This is a genomic window from Streptomyces sp. NPDC002889 (genome assembly GCF_042888425.1).
Classification (GTDB): domain Bacteria; phylum Actinomycetota; class Actinomycetes; order Streptomycetales; family Streptomycetaceae; genus Streptomyces.
In genome coordinates, this window is sequence record NZ_JBIAPT010000048.1 from 1 (window position 1) to 15,740 (window position 15,740).

The 15,740-nt window shown below is 68.8% G+C and carries 13 protein-coding genes and 1 pseudogene; 7 read left to right on the top strand and 7 right to left on the bottom strand.

Translation table 11 applies throughout. The annotated features are described in order from the left end of the window. Nucleotides 1-229 precede the first annotated feature (229 nt). Nucleotides 230-679, bottom strand: coding sequence for a hypothetical protein (locus ACFYWI_RS37445; RefSeq protein WP_389240502.1), 450 nt, complete (start codon nucleotides 677-679; stop codon nucleotides 230-232). 83 nt (nucleotides 680-762) lie between these two features. Beyond that, on the bottom strand, nucleotides 763-1,554 hold the full coding sequence (locus tag ACFYWI_RS37450) for an SDR family NAD(P)-dependent oxidoreductase (RefSeq protein WP_389240504.1): 792 nt from the start codon (nucleotides 1,552-1,554) through the stop codon (nucleotides 763-765). Nucleotides 1,555-1,662: 108 nt separating this feature from the next. Here ACFYWI_RS37450 and ACFYWI_RS37455 point away from each other — a divergent pair, with 108 nt between their 5' ends. Both ACFYWI_RS37455 and ACFYWI_RS37460 read left to right on the top strand, forming a co-directional pair. Then, nucleotides 1,663-2,133 (top strand): MarR family winged helix-turn-helix transcriptional regulator, encoded by a 471-nt coding sequence (locus ACFYWI_RS37455; protein ID WP_389240506.1) that lies wholly within the window; start codon nucleotides 1,663-1,665, stop codon nucleotides 2,131-2,133. A gap of 307 nt (nucleotides 2,134-2,440) precedes the next feature. Continuing rightward, on the top strand, nucleotides 2,441-3,250 hold the full coding sequence (locus ACFYWI_RS37460) for a maleylpyruvate isomerase family mycothiol-dependent enzyme (RefSeq protein WP_389240508.1): 810 nt from the start codon (nucleotides 2,441-2,443) through the stop codon (nucleotides 3,248-3,250). Nucleotides 3,251-4,171: 921 nt separating this feature from the next. Here the strand turns inward: ACFYWI_RS37460 and ACFYWI_RS37465 are convergent. Continuing rightward, nucleotides 4,172-4,294, bottom strand: coding sequence for a hypothetical protein (locus ACFYWI_RS37465; RefSeq protein ID WP_389240510.1), 123 nt, complete (start codon nucleotides 4,292-4,294; stop codon nucleotides 4,172-4,174). A 22-nt stretch (nucleotides 4,295-4,316) separates the two neighbouring features. On the opposite strand from ACFYWI_RS37465, the gene ACFYWI_RS37470 reads away from it, so the two are divergent. Then, on the top strand, nucleotides 4,317-5,096 hold the full coding sequence (locus ACFYWI_RS37470; RefSeq protein WP_389240512.1) for an XRE family transcriptional regulator: 780 nt from the start codon (nucleotides 4,317-4,319) through the stop codon (nucleotides 5,094-5,096). 16 nt (nucleotides 5,097-5,112) lie between these two features. Further along, nucleotides 5,113-6,297 carry a M20 family metallopeptidase gene (locus ACFYWI_RS37475; RefSeq protein ID WP_389240514.1) on the top strand — a complete coding sequence of 395 codons (1,185 nt, stop codon included), beginning with the start codon at nucleotides 5,113-5,115 and terminating at the stop codon, nucleotides 6,295-6,297. Between the two features lie 114 nt (nucleotides 6,298-6,411). On the opposite strand, the gene ACFYWI_RS37480 is transcribed toward ACFYWI_RS37475, so the two are convergent. The 3 genes and pseudogenes from ACFYWI_RS37480 to ACFYWI_RS37490 form a co-directional block, all read right to left on the bottom strand. Further along, a complete protein-coding gene (locus tag ACFYWI_RS37480; protein WP_389240516.1) occupies nucleotides 6,412-6,858 on the bottom strand; it encodes an asparagine synthase-related protein in 447 nt (148 codons plus the stop codon). A 52-nt stretch (nucleotides 6,859-6,910) separates the two neighbouring features. After that, nucleotides 6,911-7,030, bottom strand: a pseudogene (locus ACFYWI_RS37485) (IS607 family transposase); the annotation flags it as partial. A gap of 500 nt (nucleotides 7,031-7,530) precedes the next feature. Beyond that, nucleotides 7,531-8,208 (bottom strand): macro domain-containing protein, encoded by a 678-nt coding sequence (locus tag ACFYWI_RS37490; protein ID WP_389240519.1) that lies wholly within the window; start codon nucleotides 8,206-8,208, stop codon nucleotides 7,531-7,533. A gap of 186 nt (nucleotides 8,209-8,394) precedes the next feature. On the opposite strand from ACFYWI_RS37490, the gene ACFYWI_RS37495 reads away from it, so the two are divergent. Further along, nucleotides 8,395-10,011, top strand: coding sequence for an ADP-ribosyltransferase domain-containing protein (locus ACFYWI_RS37495; protein WP_389240521.1), 1,617 nt, complete (start codon nucleotides 8,395-8,397; stop codon nucleotides 10,009-10,011). Between the two features lie 545 nt (nucleotides 10,012-10,556). Here ACFYWI_RS37495 and ACFYWI_RS37500 read toward each other — a convergent pair. After that, the gene (locus tag ACFYWI_RS37500; RefSeq protein WP_389240523.1) at nucleotides 10,557-11,795 is read right to left on the bottom strand and encodes an IS4 family transposase; all 1,239 of its coding nucleotides are present in this window, start codon (nucleotides 11,793-11,795) and stop codon (nucleotides 10,557-10,559) included. A 456-nt stretch (nucleotides 11,796-12,251) separates the two neighbouring features. Here ACFYWI_RS37500 and ACFYWI_RS37505 point away from each other — a divergent pair, with 456 nt between their 5' ends. Both ACFYWI_RS37505 and ACFYWI_RS37510 read left to right on the top strand, forming a co-directional pair. Beyond that, nucleotides 12,252-13,055 (top strand): HEAT repeat domain-containing protein, encoded by an 804-nt coding sequence (locus tag ACFYWI_RS37505; protein WP_389240525.1) that lies wholly within the window; start codon nucleotides 12,252-12,254, stop codon nucleotides 13,053-13,055. A gap of 314 nt (nucleotides 13,056-13,369) precedes the next feature. After that, complete coding sequence (locus ACFYWI_RS37510; protein WP_389240527.1) at nucleotides 13,370-14,935, top strand: right-handed parallel beta-helix repeat-containing protein; 1,566 nt, start codon at nucleotides 13,370-13,372, stop codon at nucleotides 14,933-14,935. Nucleotides 14,936-15,740: the final 805 nt, after the last annotated feature.

Sequence of the window (15,740 nt, forward strand, 5' to 3'; positions counted from 1 at the left end):
CCGCAGCGAGCTCATAGACGGCTGCCTCGCCGAGACCGGCCTGACCATCAGGCCCACCTGAGCAACCCACCGACATCACGAGTTCAACCTCAGTAACAACATCCCAGCTCAACGCCCGTGCCAAGCCATGGATATGGGGCAGACCCGCCCCTCCCACCCGACGACTACGCCGCCGATTTGTGTACTCCCTTTGAGGAATCCAGCACTAGGCGAGGGTGGACGTCGATTCTCAGGTCCTGCCGGACGGTGGCCGCGATCGGTCCCCGGATAGGCTGGAGTTGGGGATGCGCGAGACAGACCAACTTCCCTGCAGTGCTGATTTCCCTGACCCCGGGCTTCCGGTCACGAGAGTGAGGGGCCTTACGGTGTTGCGCTCCAGCAGCCACTCTTTGATCTGCCGAAGTTGTGCTTCCGGCCGCGAGAAGAAGCACCTTCCCAGGACGGTTTCGCGGAACTGGTCCCCGGACGCGCGCCCGATGAAGTACACCGGATCGAGGCCCTCGTCGAGTTCGTTGATGAACGCCCGCAGTCCGAGGTCGAGATGGCTGACCAGCCGCCCGGCCGGAGTGGGCCGGTATCCCAGATTGGGGAAGAACTCGGGAGGATCGACGCCCGCTTCCGGCGTGGCGGTGCACAGGACCGTCTGCCGGGGCAGTCCGTGCCCGGCGGGCCAGCTCACCCGCGATCTCGTCGGCCACGGTGGCCACGGGCACGCGAGCGAGCCAGGGGCCTACGCCGCGCGTGAGTCCGGCTGGGGCGCGGTCACGCCGCTTTGGCGGGTCGCAGGCTGCGTCCCGCCACCTTGACGCTGACCACTCGCGGGAAGAGCCGGGGCAGTTTGGCCAGTAGGGCGTTGGCGCGGCCGCTGACGACGGATGGCCGACGGCGGGCGAGGGCACGCAGGCCGGTGGCCACGACCTGCTGCGGGGTCTGCCGCTTGCCGACGGACGCCGCGTCGGTGCCCACGACGTCGAAGAACGAGGTCTGGGTCGCACCGGGGCACAGGGCCAGCACATCCACACCGCAGGCACGTGTCTCGGCCCAGAGGGCTTCGGAGTACGACAGGACGAAGGCCTTGGTGGCCCCGTAGACAGCCATGTACGGCAGGGGCTGGAAGGCAGCGGTGGAGGCGACGTTGATCACGGCGCCGCGGCCACGCTCGACCATGGCGGGCAGGAAGCGGCCGGTCAGATCTACCACCGCGCCGACATTGAGCGCGACCTGCTCGGCGATGCGGGCCCGGTCGGAGTCGGCGAAGAGGCCATGGGTGGCGAAGCCGGCGTTGTTGACCAGGACGTCGATCTGCAGTCCGCGGGCGGCGGTCTCGGCGGCCAGCCGCTCACCGGCGCCGGGGGCGGCCAGGTCAGCAGTGACGACTTGGACGTCGACGCCGTGCAGTGGTGCAAGACGGTCGGCCAGGGCGGTCAGCTTGTCCTGGGACCGCGCGACGAGCACGAGATCGGCGCCGCGTCGGGCCAGTTCGTCGGCGAAGGCCGCGCCGATACCCGAGGAGGCTCCGGTGATCAGGGCGCGTTGCCCGGTGAAGACATGCATGTTCGCTCCTTGGTTGGGTGCTCGGCCTCGCGGCCCGACCCTCCTCAACATACATCAAGATTTGAATCAATCAAATCCACAATGATTCAGTTCTGCTATTCTCATGTCATGGCCGCGCACGACTCCCCCACCCCCATTGCCGCTTCGATGCCCCTCGCGGTCAGCAGGCGGCTGTCACTGCTGCTCGCCCGCACCGAGAAGGAGATCCTGGCCAGGGCCGCGCCCGGCCTGGCGGAGCTGGAGCTGACCGGCCGGCAGTACCACGCACTCGCCGTCCTCGCCGACGACCGGCCAGGTTCCCAACTGGAGTTGGCCACTGCTCTCGGCGTGCTGCCCGCGATCGTGGTGACCCTGATGGACGAGCTCGAACAGCGCGGCCTGCTGGAGCGCCGGCGAGACCCGCGCGACCGCCGGCGGCAGAGCATCACCCTCACCGACAGCGGAACACGACTCCTGGAACAGGCAGACGCCCTCGCGGCGGCCGTCGAGGCGGAAGTCTTCGCCGGGATCGACCACGCCGCACAAGCCCAGCTCCGCCAGACGCTCATCAGCGCCCTCGCCACCAGCGGCGCCCGCTGAGCGGAATGATGGTCAGGTGGAGAGTCCGGGCGGGGCATCGTCCATCCAGCGACTCAGACCTCAAGACCAGCCTCCAAGAACACGCACGTGTCCCGGCCGGGATATCTGATCCATTTATGGGTGGCAGGGCCGGCTTGGACAGCTGAGACTGCGGAAATCTGTTGTGGTAGGTGTGGCTGGTGACCGCATGTGACAGCCCTGGATCATGCGCTCGCGGACCTCGGCGACCGGATTTGCCTTCGAGTGGACTCCAGCCTCCACACTGATCCGACTGGGATCCGTACCGCCGAGAGGAAGGCGACAGCAGATGGAAACGACGAGCCGGGCGGGGCGCCCTCTGCCGTACGACACCTACCGGCAGGCGATCGAGCGGGAGACCCTGCGCTTCGCCGACGTGGTCAAAGGTGCGGACCCCTCGACCGTCGTGCCCTCCTGCCCCGACTGGACTCTGGCCGAGCTCACCCGGCACGTGGGCGCGCTGCAGCGCTGGTTCTCCGCGCTGCTGACCCGGCGGGTGCAGGAGCCTCCGCACAGCCGCGACGTGGACCTGGGGCTGCCGGAGCGCGCGGAGGAGTACGCCGACTGGGTGGCCGCGGGCGTACCCGAAGTTGCCGCCGTGCTGCGGGCCACGGATCCCAGGGCGGCGATGTGGGCCTGGGGTGAGGACCAGCACGCGCGGTTCTGGGCCCGCCGGATGCTGTTCGAAACCCTGGTGCACCGGGTGGACGCGGAGCGCGCCATCGGCCGGCAGTCGGACATCGACCCCGCGCTGGCGGCGGACGGGGTGGACGAGTTCCTCGTCAACCTGCCCTACGCGGGTGCCTTCGCCCGGGGCGTGGCGAAGCTGCACGGCAACGGCGAGACCATCGCCTTCCGGTGCGCGGACCCAGACGGCAGCACCGGCGAGGAGTGGCGGGTACAACTGGAACCGGACGGTTTCCGCCTGCTGCCAGCAGGTGCCGGCGCAACGCAGTCCGAGGCGCAGGCGGCGGTACAGGGGCGGACAGCGGACCTCCTGCTGCTGCTCTACGGGCGGCGGTCGTACCAGGAGCCCGCGTTCGACGTCTCGGGCGAAGTGACGGTGCTGGACTACTGGTTCGCCCACACGGCCTTCTGAGCCGCGCCGAAGAGAGTGGGGGGCTTCTGGCGTGCGCCGATGTGAGATCGTCCCGAACGCGGCAGAGCAAGGGCCTCCCATCACGGCGGGAATCCGGAGCCAGCGGCACGAGCTCCGCAAGCGAGTCCGATGTCGCGTTCGGGCTCCAGCTCGGTGGCCATCAGGGAGTCGGCAGCAGCGGCCATGCGTGCGGGGCGAGGAGCCCTTGCTCTGGAGAGCTGGCGGCGTGCGGCGGTGGCGGAGACCGGCCGGACCGCCGGCAAAGAAGCGCATAAGCGCGTGGTGGGCGAGATGCGTCGTGAGGCACTGGCCGCCATCGCCGCCAAGGGCCCGGCCTTCCAGCCGGTGGAGCGGACGCGCGCGCACCTTCCGTGTACAGGGCGAGTGGACCGTCACAGTGTCCGTCAGCGGAACCGACCACACGGCCGTACGGGCGTGCGCTGCCGGCCTGCCCGGCAGCGCGACGAGATCCCGGCAGATGCTCACAAGCGCATCCCGCGCGTCGTGGGCACCGTCCACGAGGCCGGGGACACCCCGGAGCGGGTGCCCAAGGCATGGCAGTGGAACTGCCGTACAAGTGCGCCACGTCGACCGGAAGCTCGACCGTCGCGATCTCGGCGAGCAGCGGGGCGACTTCCTGGTTCACGCGGGCCTCTGCTACCCGCTCCCAAGGCTGTTCGGCTCCGGCGTAGTGCGCCGCCCAGCCCACGGGGCGGACGGTCTCAGGCAGCTGCGTGATGCTGCAGGACTCGGCGATACGGGCCGACAGGCTCAGGACGCTGACCAACTGGCTGACGGTGTCGGCGGTGTGCGCGCTCATCACGGGTGCCTTTCTCAGGGTGCGTTTTCGGCGCGGCGGGGGTGCCACTCCCCCGCCACAAGGGGGGCGGAGCAGCCTCCCGGCTGCTCCGGCGGTGGGGTTTAGAGCTTTTCCTCGAGGCTGGTCAGCAGCGCCAGGAGCTTGTCCTTGGAGAGCGGCACCGTCTCGCCCTCGGCGTCCGGCCTGCCGAACCGCCGGTGGGGCGGGGAAGAATGCGGATACACACCGGTCGATGGGGAGGGGGCGGTGTCCGTGGCCGCGGCCAGCAGTACGGACTCGGCGCTCAAGCGGGCCCGGCTCGCGCTGAACATGACGCTGGAGGAGGCCGCCGACGCCTTGAACGCGATCACCGGCGGCGCGACGGACGCGAGCCTGATGAGCGCGTGGGAGTCCGGCCGGCGCCGTACGGGCAAGCGGAACCGTGCCGGTCTGTGCCAGCTGTACCGGCAACGGCCCGAGGCGTTGTTCGCCCACCAGGACGGAGCGGCCACCAGCGTGCTGGAGACCTCCGGCACAGCCGTGGTGGTCAAGGTGCTCACCCGCTGGACCGACCTGGTCGAGGCCATGGTCAGCGTTGCCGCCGGTGCGCGCGAGCAGCTGGTCGTCACTGGCAGCCGGTCGCGGGAGAAGGCGTATCTGGCGGCGATCGAGACGGCCGTGGCCCAGCACCCCGACTTGGTCCACTACCGGGTGTTGTACGGCCCGCCCCGGCACCGCACGCTCGCCGACCACCTCGTGCGGCTGCTGGAGCTGCGCGATCCGTCCGCCCGCCGCAACGGCGTCAAGACGCTCCACATCGGGGTGGTCGAACCGGCAGCAGCGCTGGAACGCTTCTTCGTGGCCTCGGAGACACAAGCGGTCGTACCGCTGCCGTCCTTCCACGGTGCGGAAGGGTTCGACTGCGGCACCTTACTCAGTCGGGAGGCCGCGGTGGGTCTGGTCCACCATGGGCGGGAGGCGTGTGCTTCGGCGCGGCCGGTGGAGACGATCGAGGCCGTCCGCGCGCTGTCGGTCCGGCACAACTGATGTGGTGGGGAGAAGCGTGAGCGAGAACCTTCAGCAGGCTCGGATGGCGTCCGTGACCGAGCTGGCCCAGGAACTGATCCGACGGCCGAGCCGAGCCGGGATCGACGACTACGGACCGGTTCTCGGCGTGCTGGAGGACTGGCTCACCGATCGCGCCGTACCGCACCGCCGTCTGTACGACGACGCAGGTGAGCTGGTGGGGCTGCTCGTCGAGATCCCCGGGGGCCGGCCTGGCCAGTGGTGGGCTCTGGATGCCTGCGTAGACACCGCCCCGTACGGCGACGAGACCGCCTGGTCCTTCCCTCCGGACTCCGGGGAGGTACGACAAGGATGGCTCCTCGGTAGGGGGTCGGCTGATTCCAAGCTGGCCGCCGCGATGTTCTGCCATATCGCCGCCGACCTGCTGCCCCGGGCCGCTGAACTGCGCGGCGGGCTCGCTGTGCTGCTGGATGTCGACGAGCACACCGGCGGCTTCGGTGGTGCCCGCGCCTACCTGGCCGACGAGGCCGCGGCCCGCCCGGCCGGGGTGATGATCGGCTACCCGGGCCTGGAGGAGGTCGTGGTCGGCGGCCGTGGCCTGTGGCGGGCCGCCGTCGCAGTCCATGCCCCCTCCGGGCACTCCGGGTCCAGCCGCACCGTGGTCGGTGCCATCTCCCGCGCCGCACACCTCGTACGCCTCCTCGACGCAGCCGACCTGCCCGGCGTCGACGGCGGGTCGGGATTCCCGTTGCCACCGAAGCTGTCGGTCACGTCCTTCCACGGCGGCCAGGGCTTCTCGGTCACCCCCGACCTGTGCGAGCTCAACGTCGACATCCGCACCACCCCGACCTTCGACGCCCACGACGCCGAGACCCTCATCCGCAAGGCCGTCGCCGAGCTCGACGCGGAACTGCCCGCCCCGAAGCCCACCGAGATCACCCCGGTCGCCAACTGGCCGCCCTTCCGCCTCCGGGAAGATGAACAGCCCGCTGCCGCACTCCTCACCACCGCCGCCGAAGCAGGCCTTGTGGTGCGGGCGAAGACCGCGGGCCCCTCCAACATCGGCAACCTGCTGGCCGGAGAGGGTATCCCTGCCACCGCCGGCTTCGGCCTGCTGTACGAGGGGCTGCACGGCATCGACGAACGCGCCCATCTCGCCGAGCTACCCCAGGTCTACGCCGTCTACCAGCGGGCTGTCCTTGACCTCCTCCGGGCGGCCTGACGCCTCCCAGGCGCGTCCCAGATTTCTCCCAGATCCACTCCCAGCAAGTCCCCAACTCCGTCTCTGGGAACGGATCTTCGATCGCGGTGACATAGAGGCAGCACAACCTCCACATCACCGATGACACGCCAGCGTTCCCAAGTGCCCGCCGACGAGACGCAACACCTTGTCATCCTCGGCCTGTTCCCTCTGCTTGCCTCCCCTTCGATCGGGGAAGCCGAACGGCAGTTGCTCGTCGCCTCCGGTGGCGACCGTGTGCCGGGCGCCGGTGTGCTCGGCGATGCGGGAGGCGAACGCCATGTCCTCCCCGCTGGTGTAGCCGTCGGCGTAGGTCACCGCGTGCACGGTCCCGGCGTCGGCGGCGAGCGCGACGGCCGCTGAGGAGTCCGGCCCGCCCGACAGGTCCGCGCCCACCGCGCCGCCGGTGGCGCGGACGCGGTCCTGGACGGAGTCGGTGAGCGCCTGCCCGAACCGGACGGCTCCTTCGCGGAGCTCGTCGACGGGATCGACGCCGGTGACATCGACGAGTTGCGGCGGTGCCTCTGGCGCGAGCAGCCTCAACGAGTTCGGTGTTCATCCGGCCGAGGCGGTCCCGGTGCTCAACCACCACGGTTGTCACCTTCGGATCGGCGAGCAGCCGACGCGCCTTCGGGCGGCCCCCGTTCATGCCCGAGGCGATCTCCGACTCGACCCGGACCACAGTGTGTCCGGCCTTGGCGGCCCACTGAGACAGCCGGGCGACCTGACGCTCAAGATCCTGCTTTGGTCATGCGAGGAGACGCGAGCATATAGACCCACACCACCCGTGATGGACAGTGAGGTGTTCGCGTCGATGTCGACCAGGATCGTGCGCGGCCCTACTCGCTCCGCAGGGACCGGCAACGTGCCCTCAGGGAACCAGCGGTACGCCGTGCGGGGTGCAATGCCCTGCGCTCGGCCCATTCCGTCAGGTTCACAAGACAAGATCATACGCTACTCATGACCTGTAATGGACACTCACGGACACTCAATTGCAGCAGTCCCTCACCCTTGGGATAGGCGTACCTCGGGCGCCCGTTGTGCGCGGGAGCCGCGGGCTGAAACTCCTGGGCACAGCTACGGACCGCCCCAGCCGGTCACCATCAGTACCCCTCCCCGTGATCAGCGCTTCTGTATCCGCTTCCCGCCCGCAGGACCCTGCGCGGCCCGGCACATGAGCCGGTCCACTACGACGGAGGGCAGCCGAGAGCCTCGTCAGCGGCGCGAGACGGCGCGCTTGGGTGGCGCTATGCGGACCCGCTTCTCCACGGGCGCGCTCTCGAGGTCGTCGAGCTGCGCGACGATCGTGCTGCGCAGGTCGTCGTAGTTTTCGAAGGAGTGGTCGTTGAAGAGGGTGTGGCCCGTCCACATCAGGTTGGCGCACACCCGCGCCGGCACCCGGCCGGTCCGGGCGCCCATGCCGACCAGCGCCACCGACCGGATGCTGCCCGGCTCCTTCCTGTTCTGCTGGTGGATCGCCTGGAACGCGGCGGCGCAGGCCAGGGCCACGTTCAGAGTCTCGCTGACATTCTGCGAGGACGTCTCCATCGTCGGCGTCGAGATCAGGAACCTCGGCTTGACCGCCCCGGACGGAACGCACACCGCGCTGCCCACCGGGAGGGCTCCCTCGAACTGGCTGCGGATCGCCCTCTGCACCCGCAGCTGGATACCCGCGCCGAGATGCCGCTTGATGGCCGCGTCGACCCCACCGTCCATCCGGCCCCGGGAGTTGGTGGGGCTGACCCAGGCGTCGACGTCCTCGTCGAGGATCGAGCCCTTGCGGATCTCAATCTCGGGGGTGTCGGCGAAGGCCGCTCGCCAGGCCTCCACCACTGCGGTGTTGATGTCGGTCAGCACCACGCTGAGCGGCGACTGGACACGGTCTACGGTCATGTTCACTCCGATCGGGAACGGTTACTCAACTGATCGGGACGCTACCGCGCCCCACTGACAGAGCAGCCGGCCGGCCCGGCACCCCCACGAAGGGGAAGGGGCTGTCAGTGGGCTGACATACGCTCATGGGAACTTCGCCGATCAGGCCTTCCACCAGCCCAGTTCGACCATTCGGAGTCCTCCACCATGAGCGATGCCCACACCCCCGTCACACCCGACCCGAACGACCCGCTGGCTCTCGCGGAACTGTTCAAGGGCGGCGGTGAACCGTGGCTTCCGCTGCTGAAGCCGGTCATCGAGGCGCAGCCGGACGCGGCCGCGTTCATCGGCCCGGGCCGCAGCCCGGAGGTCGTCCCCGTCCGCGAACTGACCTTCCAGGCACTCAAACCCAACGCGCCGCACAAGTGGAAGGTCGTCATCTTCGGTCAGAACCCGTACCCACGGCCGGAGAGCGCCACCGGCATCGCCATGTTCGACAACACCTTCCACGACTGGAAGGACAGCCAGTTCGGCAGGGTCGTCAGCATCCGCTGCATCATCAAGGCAGCGGCGATGTGGAAGTACGGCATTCCCAAGAAGACCCCGATAGCCGACATTCGCGCGCTGCTGAAGAAGCAGGACACCGTCCAGCCGCCGGAGTGGTTCCAGGCGATGCTCACGCAGGGCGTGCTGCTGCTGAACGCGGCCCTGACGGCCAACAGCGACGGGGCGATCGGCACCGACCGGCACACCCGGTTCTGGCGGCCGGTCGCCGAGCGGATCGTCGAGGAGATCCTCAAGGCCAAGCAGAACGCCGACGAGGAGGACCGCGGGGTCGTCTTCGCGTGGTGGGGGGCGCACGCGCGCAGTCTGAAGAAGGTCGTTCTCGAGCTCCAGAAGAAGTACCCCGAGGTCGAGGTCCGGCACATCGACCACGCCAACCCCGCGGCGCAGGGCGACATCTTCTGCGACGGCGACCACTTCGGGATGGTGAACGCGGCCCTCGCATCGCTGGGCACCGACGAGATCGACTGGCTGCCGAGCACCGGCTGGAACAAGCTCGCGGCGGAGACCGACGGGGCCGACGGCGACGTCGCCGACCGCATGGGCGCGTTCATCGCGTCCACCATGGAGCTGCACCAGCTCTACCTCGACCGGCTCTCCAGCGTCAAGGACGAGGGGCTCGTCCTTCCCGCGATCACAGGTGTGTTCGACACCCCGCTCATGGACTTCCGCGAGGCTGTCGCCCCGGTCGCCGCGCTGCTGTCCGGGCTGGGCCGGCACGTCGACCGGTCGCATGAGTTCGGCAAGCGGCGGGCGGACGAAGCGTCCGACAGCCTGTCCGCCGACGCGATCGCCGCCCTCTACCTCTACACCTGCGAGTCCGGGTTCTACCGGGAGATCAACGCCATCCTGCGCTCCCCGGACCGGACCAGGCTCGTCCCGTACCTGCCGTATCTGCGGCTGCTGTTCTCGGCGGTGTCGCAACTGCCCGTCCGAACCCGACCGTTGTGGCGCGGGGTGTCGCTGGACCTGCGTTCGCAGTACCCGCTCGGACGGACCGTGGCCTGGTGGGGCGTGTCCTCGTGCACGTCCGAGCTCGGCGTGGCCAAGGCGTTCCTCGGCAGCCGCGGCAAGCGGACGCTGTTCGAGCTGATCCCCGCCCGGGCCGTGGGCATCCGCGACTTCTCCGCGTTCACCGGCGAGGAGGAGTTCATCCTCCTGCCTGGCACCCAGCTGAAGGTGACGGATGTCAAGGTCGAGCGCAGCGGCCTGTGCACCGTGAAGCTGACGGAGCTGGAGGAGCAGACCCTGGTGTCCTGACCAGGCACCGGCGCCGGCCGCAGCCCCGGGTGGGGTGGCGGCCCGCCCGCACGGGCGGCCGTACGGGACCGCGCGGCCCGGCCAACGCGCGGGTGCCCGCGCGGGGTGCGCAGACAGGGCGCCAGGCATTCACCTCGGCAGCCGGTAAAGGTGAAGACCCGCGCAGAATCTGGCCGATCACGACGAAGCGGGTGTCCCTGTCCGTCAGACGGAGCCCAGGTCTGCGACGAGGGTGTCGTAGAGAGCGGCAACGCGTGGATCCAGGAAGTGGCGCAGGCGGCGAACACGCGCTCGCTGTATATCAAGGAGCCGCTGCACCACATTGATGTGTTTCCTGCTTCTTGTAAACGGATCCCCGTTGTGATGCCGGAACCATGTCGTCGGATGCAACATGTCTGCGGGACATGCCTCCCGCTCCGGTAGTTCGCCTAGATGCAATACCGGTGATTTAGGTTGCTCTTCGGTGGGTCCAGTTGGACATCTTGCGTTTGATGACGCGAGGGCTGGACCGCAACCGGCGTGGGGGCAGGGGGCGTTCGCGGATCTCATGCAGGGCTGTTGCCAGGGCTCGGGCCAGCCGGGAGGGGGGAAAACGCCGCCTGGTCGGTGACATGGCGGCGGATGATGCGCAGGGTGCGGGTGAAGGAGATCCGGTCGGGGTCTTGGTCCGATTGCCGTGCGGCCTGGTGCATCAGGTCCCGCAGTGCGTGGTGCACCAGCAGGAAGGCGAAGATCTCTTGCTCGACCCCGCGAGGGTGCTGGGAGCGCAGGACGAGGCGGGGTCCGCCCTGGTGGGTCTTGATCTCGTCCAGCGTGCTTTCGATCTCCCACCGCTGGGCGTACAGCGCGGCCAGCGATGTGGCCGACGCGGCGCGCGGATCCAGGACGGTGGTGATCAGCCGGTAGACCGTGCCGCTGCCGTCGCGGCCGAGGGTGTATTCGATAACGCGGACCCTGGCCGGGTCCGCGCGGCGGTTCTTGTCCCGGGCGGCGACGATCTCCGAGAGGTAGGAGCCGTCCTTCAGCAGAGCCCGCACTGGCAAGACGGCATCGTTCTTGACCCGCCACAGCAGGTCGGCGCCGGTGGCTGCGGCGGCCCGCCACAGGTCAAAGCCGTGAAAGCCCCGGTCGGCCAGCAGCATCATCCCTGGCGTCAGCGAGCAGAACAGGCGCTGGGCCAGCACCGTTTCATGGACGGCAAGCGGACCGGTCTCGGCCGCGAAGACCGCGTGGGTGCCGCACTCGACCAGCGCGGCCACCCTCGCCTGCGGGTAGGCGCTTTTCTCCTGCCCGCGGCTGACGCCGGGACGCCCGAAGAAGGCGGCGTTGGCGTCGGTGTCGGGCAGGTCGAAGGTGGTGCCGTCCACCGCGACCAGCCGCCACCGGCGGTACCAGGCCCCGCTCGTCTCCTCGGTCGCTACCGGACGGCACACCCTGGTGAACAGGGTCCTGAGCGGCTCCGGGCCCAGCCGCAGACGGGCCCGGCCGATGGCCGCGGTGGTCGGCACCCGCCATGTCCCTTTCCACCGCCCCATCCGCTCCAGCCCATGCGTGAGGAGCCGCGCGACCTCCTCATATCCCTGACCGGAGAACAAACACATCGCCAGCACGAAATACACCACCACCCGGGCCGGCAGCAGCCTGTGCCGCTGCTCGGCCCGACCGCACTCCGCGATCACCTCGTCCACCAACTCCGGCGGAAACGCGCGGGTCAGCACCCCAATCGCAATCCGATCCGACAACCGCTCGCCTGCTGACGACTTCACCTGTCCGGGCCTTGGCACACCTCACCCAACGAACCGAAAACACCAAAGTCACCGGTATTGGTACTAGATGATCGATTCCAAGTAGTCAGTGGTCAGTGGTCCCTACCTTGATCGGGATGAGCGAACCATACGTAGGGTTGGCTCACCCAGGGGTGTGGGGTGTGCTTTCAGTGGTCTGCCGTCCGTGGCTTCTTACGATTCGCCGCCCGACACCCCCCGACGACTCGGCTGCTGATTAGGAATTGCGATCCGATCGCTGAGTAGGGACTCGCCAGCGAGGTCGTCTGTGGTCCAGGTAAGCAAGCGACCCGTGGAGAGCGCGCGAGATGCGGAGACGCCTTCAGCAGGTCGTTGGTCTTCACATTGAGTGCGGTCGCGAGGGTGTCCAACTCTGTCTTCACACACTGACGTTGGACGCCCTCGTCCCATGCGCGCAGCCGATGCCGTGGAATCGATCACCTAGCATCCCATGTCATGGCGATGTTCGTGCACTTGACCTCAGCGGCGATCGCGCCGCGCATCCGACGGTCCGGGATCCAGGCGGCCAGCCACGGACAGGGCAGCGCGCGCGGGGTCTACTGCTTCCCGGTGCTGCCGTCGTATACCCTCACCCACCAATGGCTGCGCGAGCTGGCCCGTTTCGGCAGCCGGGGCGGGCTTGTGGCCGTCCACCTGCGGCTGGACGACGCCCAGCACGTGCTGGTCGGACGCTATACCGACCGGGCGCGGGACGCCCAGACCACCGTTTCTGCGTCAGAGGCGGTGCGGCGGATCGCGGCACTGGAGGATCCGCGCGGGTGGGAGGTGTTCGTACCCCGGGCGATCCGGCCGCGTGAAGTGCACCGGGTCCGCGCCGCGCCGCAGGTGGCGGGCTGGCGGTACCTGCCGGACGCGCACGGTGTGCGCCCCTGTACCTGTTTCGGGTGCCGGGTGCGCGGCGGGTACGGGGCGCGGCGCCTTCGCGAGCGGCTGCCGCATCCGCTGGATGATCCGCCGCCACCCGCCAGGGTGCTGCTCGCCCGGGTCGCAGCAGCCGGTGACCCCGGGGACCCAGCCGCGCTGCGGGAGGCACTGCACTGGTTCGGAATGCGTCGGCGGGGCCCGCTCGCCCAGTTGGGCCGCCTCGCCACCCACCCCGACCCCGGGGTGCGGGAGGAGCTGGTGTGGGCGGTCGCCCGCTGGTCCACCCCTGGGGTCACCGAACTGCTGGACGACCTCGCCGACGACCCGCACACGGACGTCCGGGAGGCAGTGGAGGCGGCCCGCGCTTCGCAGTGACCACCGACCCCCTGGAATCGATTATCTAGGGATGCGGCTTGCTGGCGGCGCGCCTGTGGACGGCCCTGAACGCGTACGGACGAGACTGCAGATGAGACTGCAGACCACCTTCTGATCCTTAGCTCTAGCCGGATCGGTCAGCCACGGTCATACCGGCCACTACGAGGCCCCGGAACGAGGTCAGTGGACGGGGGCGGTTGCTGAGGTTGCGGTACCGCCCTGCTGTACATCGCTTGGAGATCCCGGCCAGCAGGAATCGGACACCTCACGTCTCCCTGTGTGTCAGTATTCACACGTTGTGATGGGGGGATGTCATGTCCGGTAGGCCTGCGGCGTTCATGAGCTATGTCCGTTTCAACGATCAGCATGATGACGGCCTGCTCAGCCAGTTCAGGGAACGGCTTGGTGCCGAGGTGCGGGCGCAGACGGGCGAGGAGTTCGCGATCTTCCAGGATCGCAACGATGTCGCCTGGGGCCAGAACTGGCAGCAGCGCATCGACGAAGCGCTGGACGCGGTGACACTGTTGCTGGTCATCGTCACGCCGAGCCTGTTCCGCAGCCCCGCCTGCCGGTCGGAGGTGACTCGGTTCCTGGAGCGGGAGCGCGACCTGGGCCGCCAGGACCTGATCCTGCCGGTGTACTACATCAGCGCCCAGGAGCTGGATGATCCCGAGCTGCGCGAAACCGACGAGATGGCCCGGGTACTGGCCTCACGCCAGCACGCCGACTGGCGCGAGCTGCGGTTCGAGCCGTTCACCTCACCGGTGGTCCGCAAGGCCACCGCACAGTTGGCGTCACGCATGCGGGACACGTTCTGGAAGCCGCCCGCCACCGCCCGGGTCCGCGTCGCCCGCCTCGCGGAAGCCCCTGGAGAGGCGGACGGGGCGACGGAACAGATGCAGCACACAGGCAGGAGCACGGCCAAGTCCGAGCCGCCGACCCATGTGGTCGACCCCTACCACCGGGGAGACTTCACGACGATCGGTGCGGCGATCAAGGCCGCGCAACCGGGTGACCGGATACTGGTCCGGCCAGGCCTCTACGAGGAAGGCCTGGTGATCGACAAGCCACTGGAGGTCCTCGGCGACGGCCCGGCCGCCGACATCCAGATCCGCACCGGCGGCGCCAACGCACTGAAATTCCAGGCCAGCATCGGCCGGGTCACCAACCTGACCCTGCGCCAGACCGGGGGTCCGTGGTACGGCGTGGACATCACCCAGGGGCGGCTGGAACTGGAAGGCTGCGACATCAGCAGTCAGGGGCTCGCGTGCGTCGCCATCCGCAACGGCGCCGACCCGCGGCTGCGCCGCAACCAGATCCACGACAACAGCCAGTCCGGCGTCTTCGTCTACGAAAGCGGCCTGGGCGTGCTGGAGGACAACGACATCACCGGCAGCACCTTGGCGGGCGTGTCGATCAAGGAGGGTGGCAACCCCACCCTGCGCCGCAACCAGATCCACGACAACAGCCAGGTCGGCGTCTACGTCTACGCCAGTGGCCTGGGCGTGTTGGAGGACAACGACATCACCGGCAACGCCAAGGCGGGCGTGACGATCAAGGAGGGTGGCAACCCCACCCTGCGCCGCAACCAGATCCACGACAACAGCCAGTCCGGCGTCTTCGTCTACGACAGTGGCCTGGGCGTGCTGGAGGACAACGACATCACCGGCAACACCTTTTCGGGCGTGGAGATCAAGACGGGCGGCAAGCCAACCTTGCGTGCCAACCGGATCAATGGCAACGGATATGCGGCGATGCGGATGTACGAGGGGGGTGGTGGTGTGATCGAGGACAATGATCTGAGGGGCAACGGCAGGGGCGCGTGGAGGATTGCAGGGGATTGCAAGGACAACGTGTCCCGCGCCCGCAACAAGGAATGAAGGCGAAGCGAAGCTTCACTCGCCAGGATGCATGGTTGAACCCTTCTCGCTGTGAGCGCTTGGCACGGCGTGCGTCCCCAGCCCCGCCTGGTCTTTCGCCCCCTTTGTGGGCGCCCACCCGGCGACGCCGCGCTTATGCGCGGCACCTCAGATCTTGGATCTGACTGCTACCGCAGTTCAGGAGGCCGGGAATACAGACACCGTCAGTGTCTACGTGTGCCCCTTCGCCCGCGGCCTCGCCTTCGGTCTCGTGGGCCTGGTGGCGTGGCTGGCCTGTTGGGGGCCGATCGGGCACAACAGCGGGCAAGCCTGGATTGATGCCCGTCGGGTGCACGGCGATTAGTACCGCACTGGGAGCAGGACGGTTTTCAAGAAGATCCGTCCTCCGCGCCGTACCCCCGATCCGACGAGGGGCGGAACCTTCCCTACTTCAATCAAGGCGGCTCGCTCCGCTCACCGCGCGCGGCCCCGGCTCCAGCGCCGGGCAGCGGACTAACGTCCACCGCATCTGGTGTGTTCGCTCCAGCCGCGCGGCCGGCGGAGCCGGGCTGCTGCTACCGAGAGGTCCGCCTACAGGGGCACGCCGCAGTACAGACCGCGTTGCCCGGCGGCGCGGGCGGGGTCGGGCATCCGCAGGAAGTCGGCCACCACTTCCGCGTCTTGCCCCGCGCCGTCGTCTTCGGTGAGCGTCCAGACGGAGACCGCCTTTTGGAGGCTCGCCGGCGTCCATGGCGAGCGCGTCGCGGAGGCTGTCCGTGAGCGAGACCGGCCGGTGGCGCTCGTGCTGATGATCCCTCAGTAGCTC

Excerpts from the sequence above, each read along its gene's own strand:
- ACFYWI_RS37450 (WP_389240504.1), bottom strand. The coding sequence starts at position 1,554 with ATGCATGTCTTCACCGGGCAACGCGCCCTGATCACCGGAGCCTCCTCG.
- ACFYWI_RS37455 (WP_389240506.1), top strand. The coding sequence starts at position 1,663 with ATGGCCGCGCACGACTCCCCCACCCCCATTGCCGCTTCGATGCCCCTC.
- ACFYWI_RS37460 (WP_389240508.1), top strand. The coding sequence starts at position 2,441 with ATGGAAACGACGAGCCGGGCGGGGCGCCCTCTGCCGTACGACACCTAC.
- ACFYWI_RS37490 (WP_389240519.1), bottom strand. The coding sequence starts at position 8,208 with ATGACCGTAGACCGTGTCCAGTCGCCGCTCAGCGTGGTGCTGACCGAC.
- ACFYWI_RS37495 (WP_389240521.1), top strand. The coding sequence starts at position 8,395 with ATGAGCGATGCCCACACCCCCGTCACACCCGACCCGAACGACCCGCTG.
- ACFYWI_RS37505 (WP_389240525.1), top strand. The coding sequence starts at position 12,252 with ATGGCGATGTTCGTGCACTTGACCTCAGCGGCGATCGCGCCGCGCATC.
- ACFYWI_RS37510 (WP_389240527.1), top strand. The coding sequence starts at position 13,370 with ATGTCCGGTAGGCCTGCGGCGTTCATGAGCTATGTCCGTTTCAACGAT.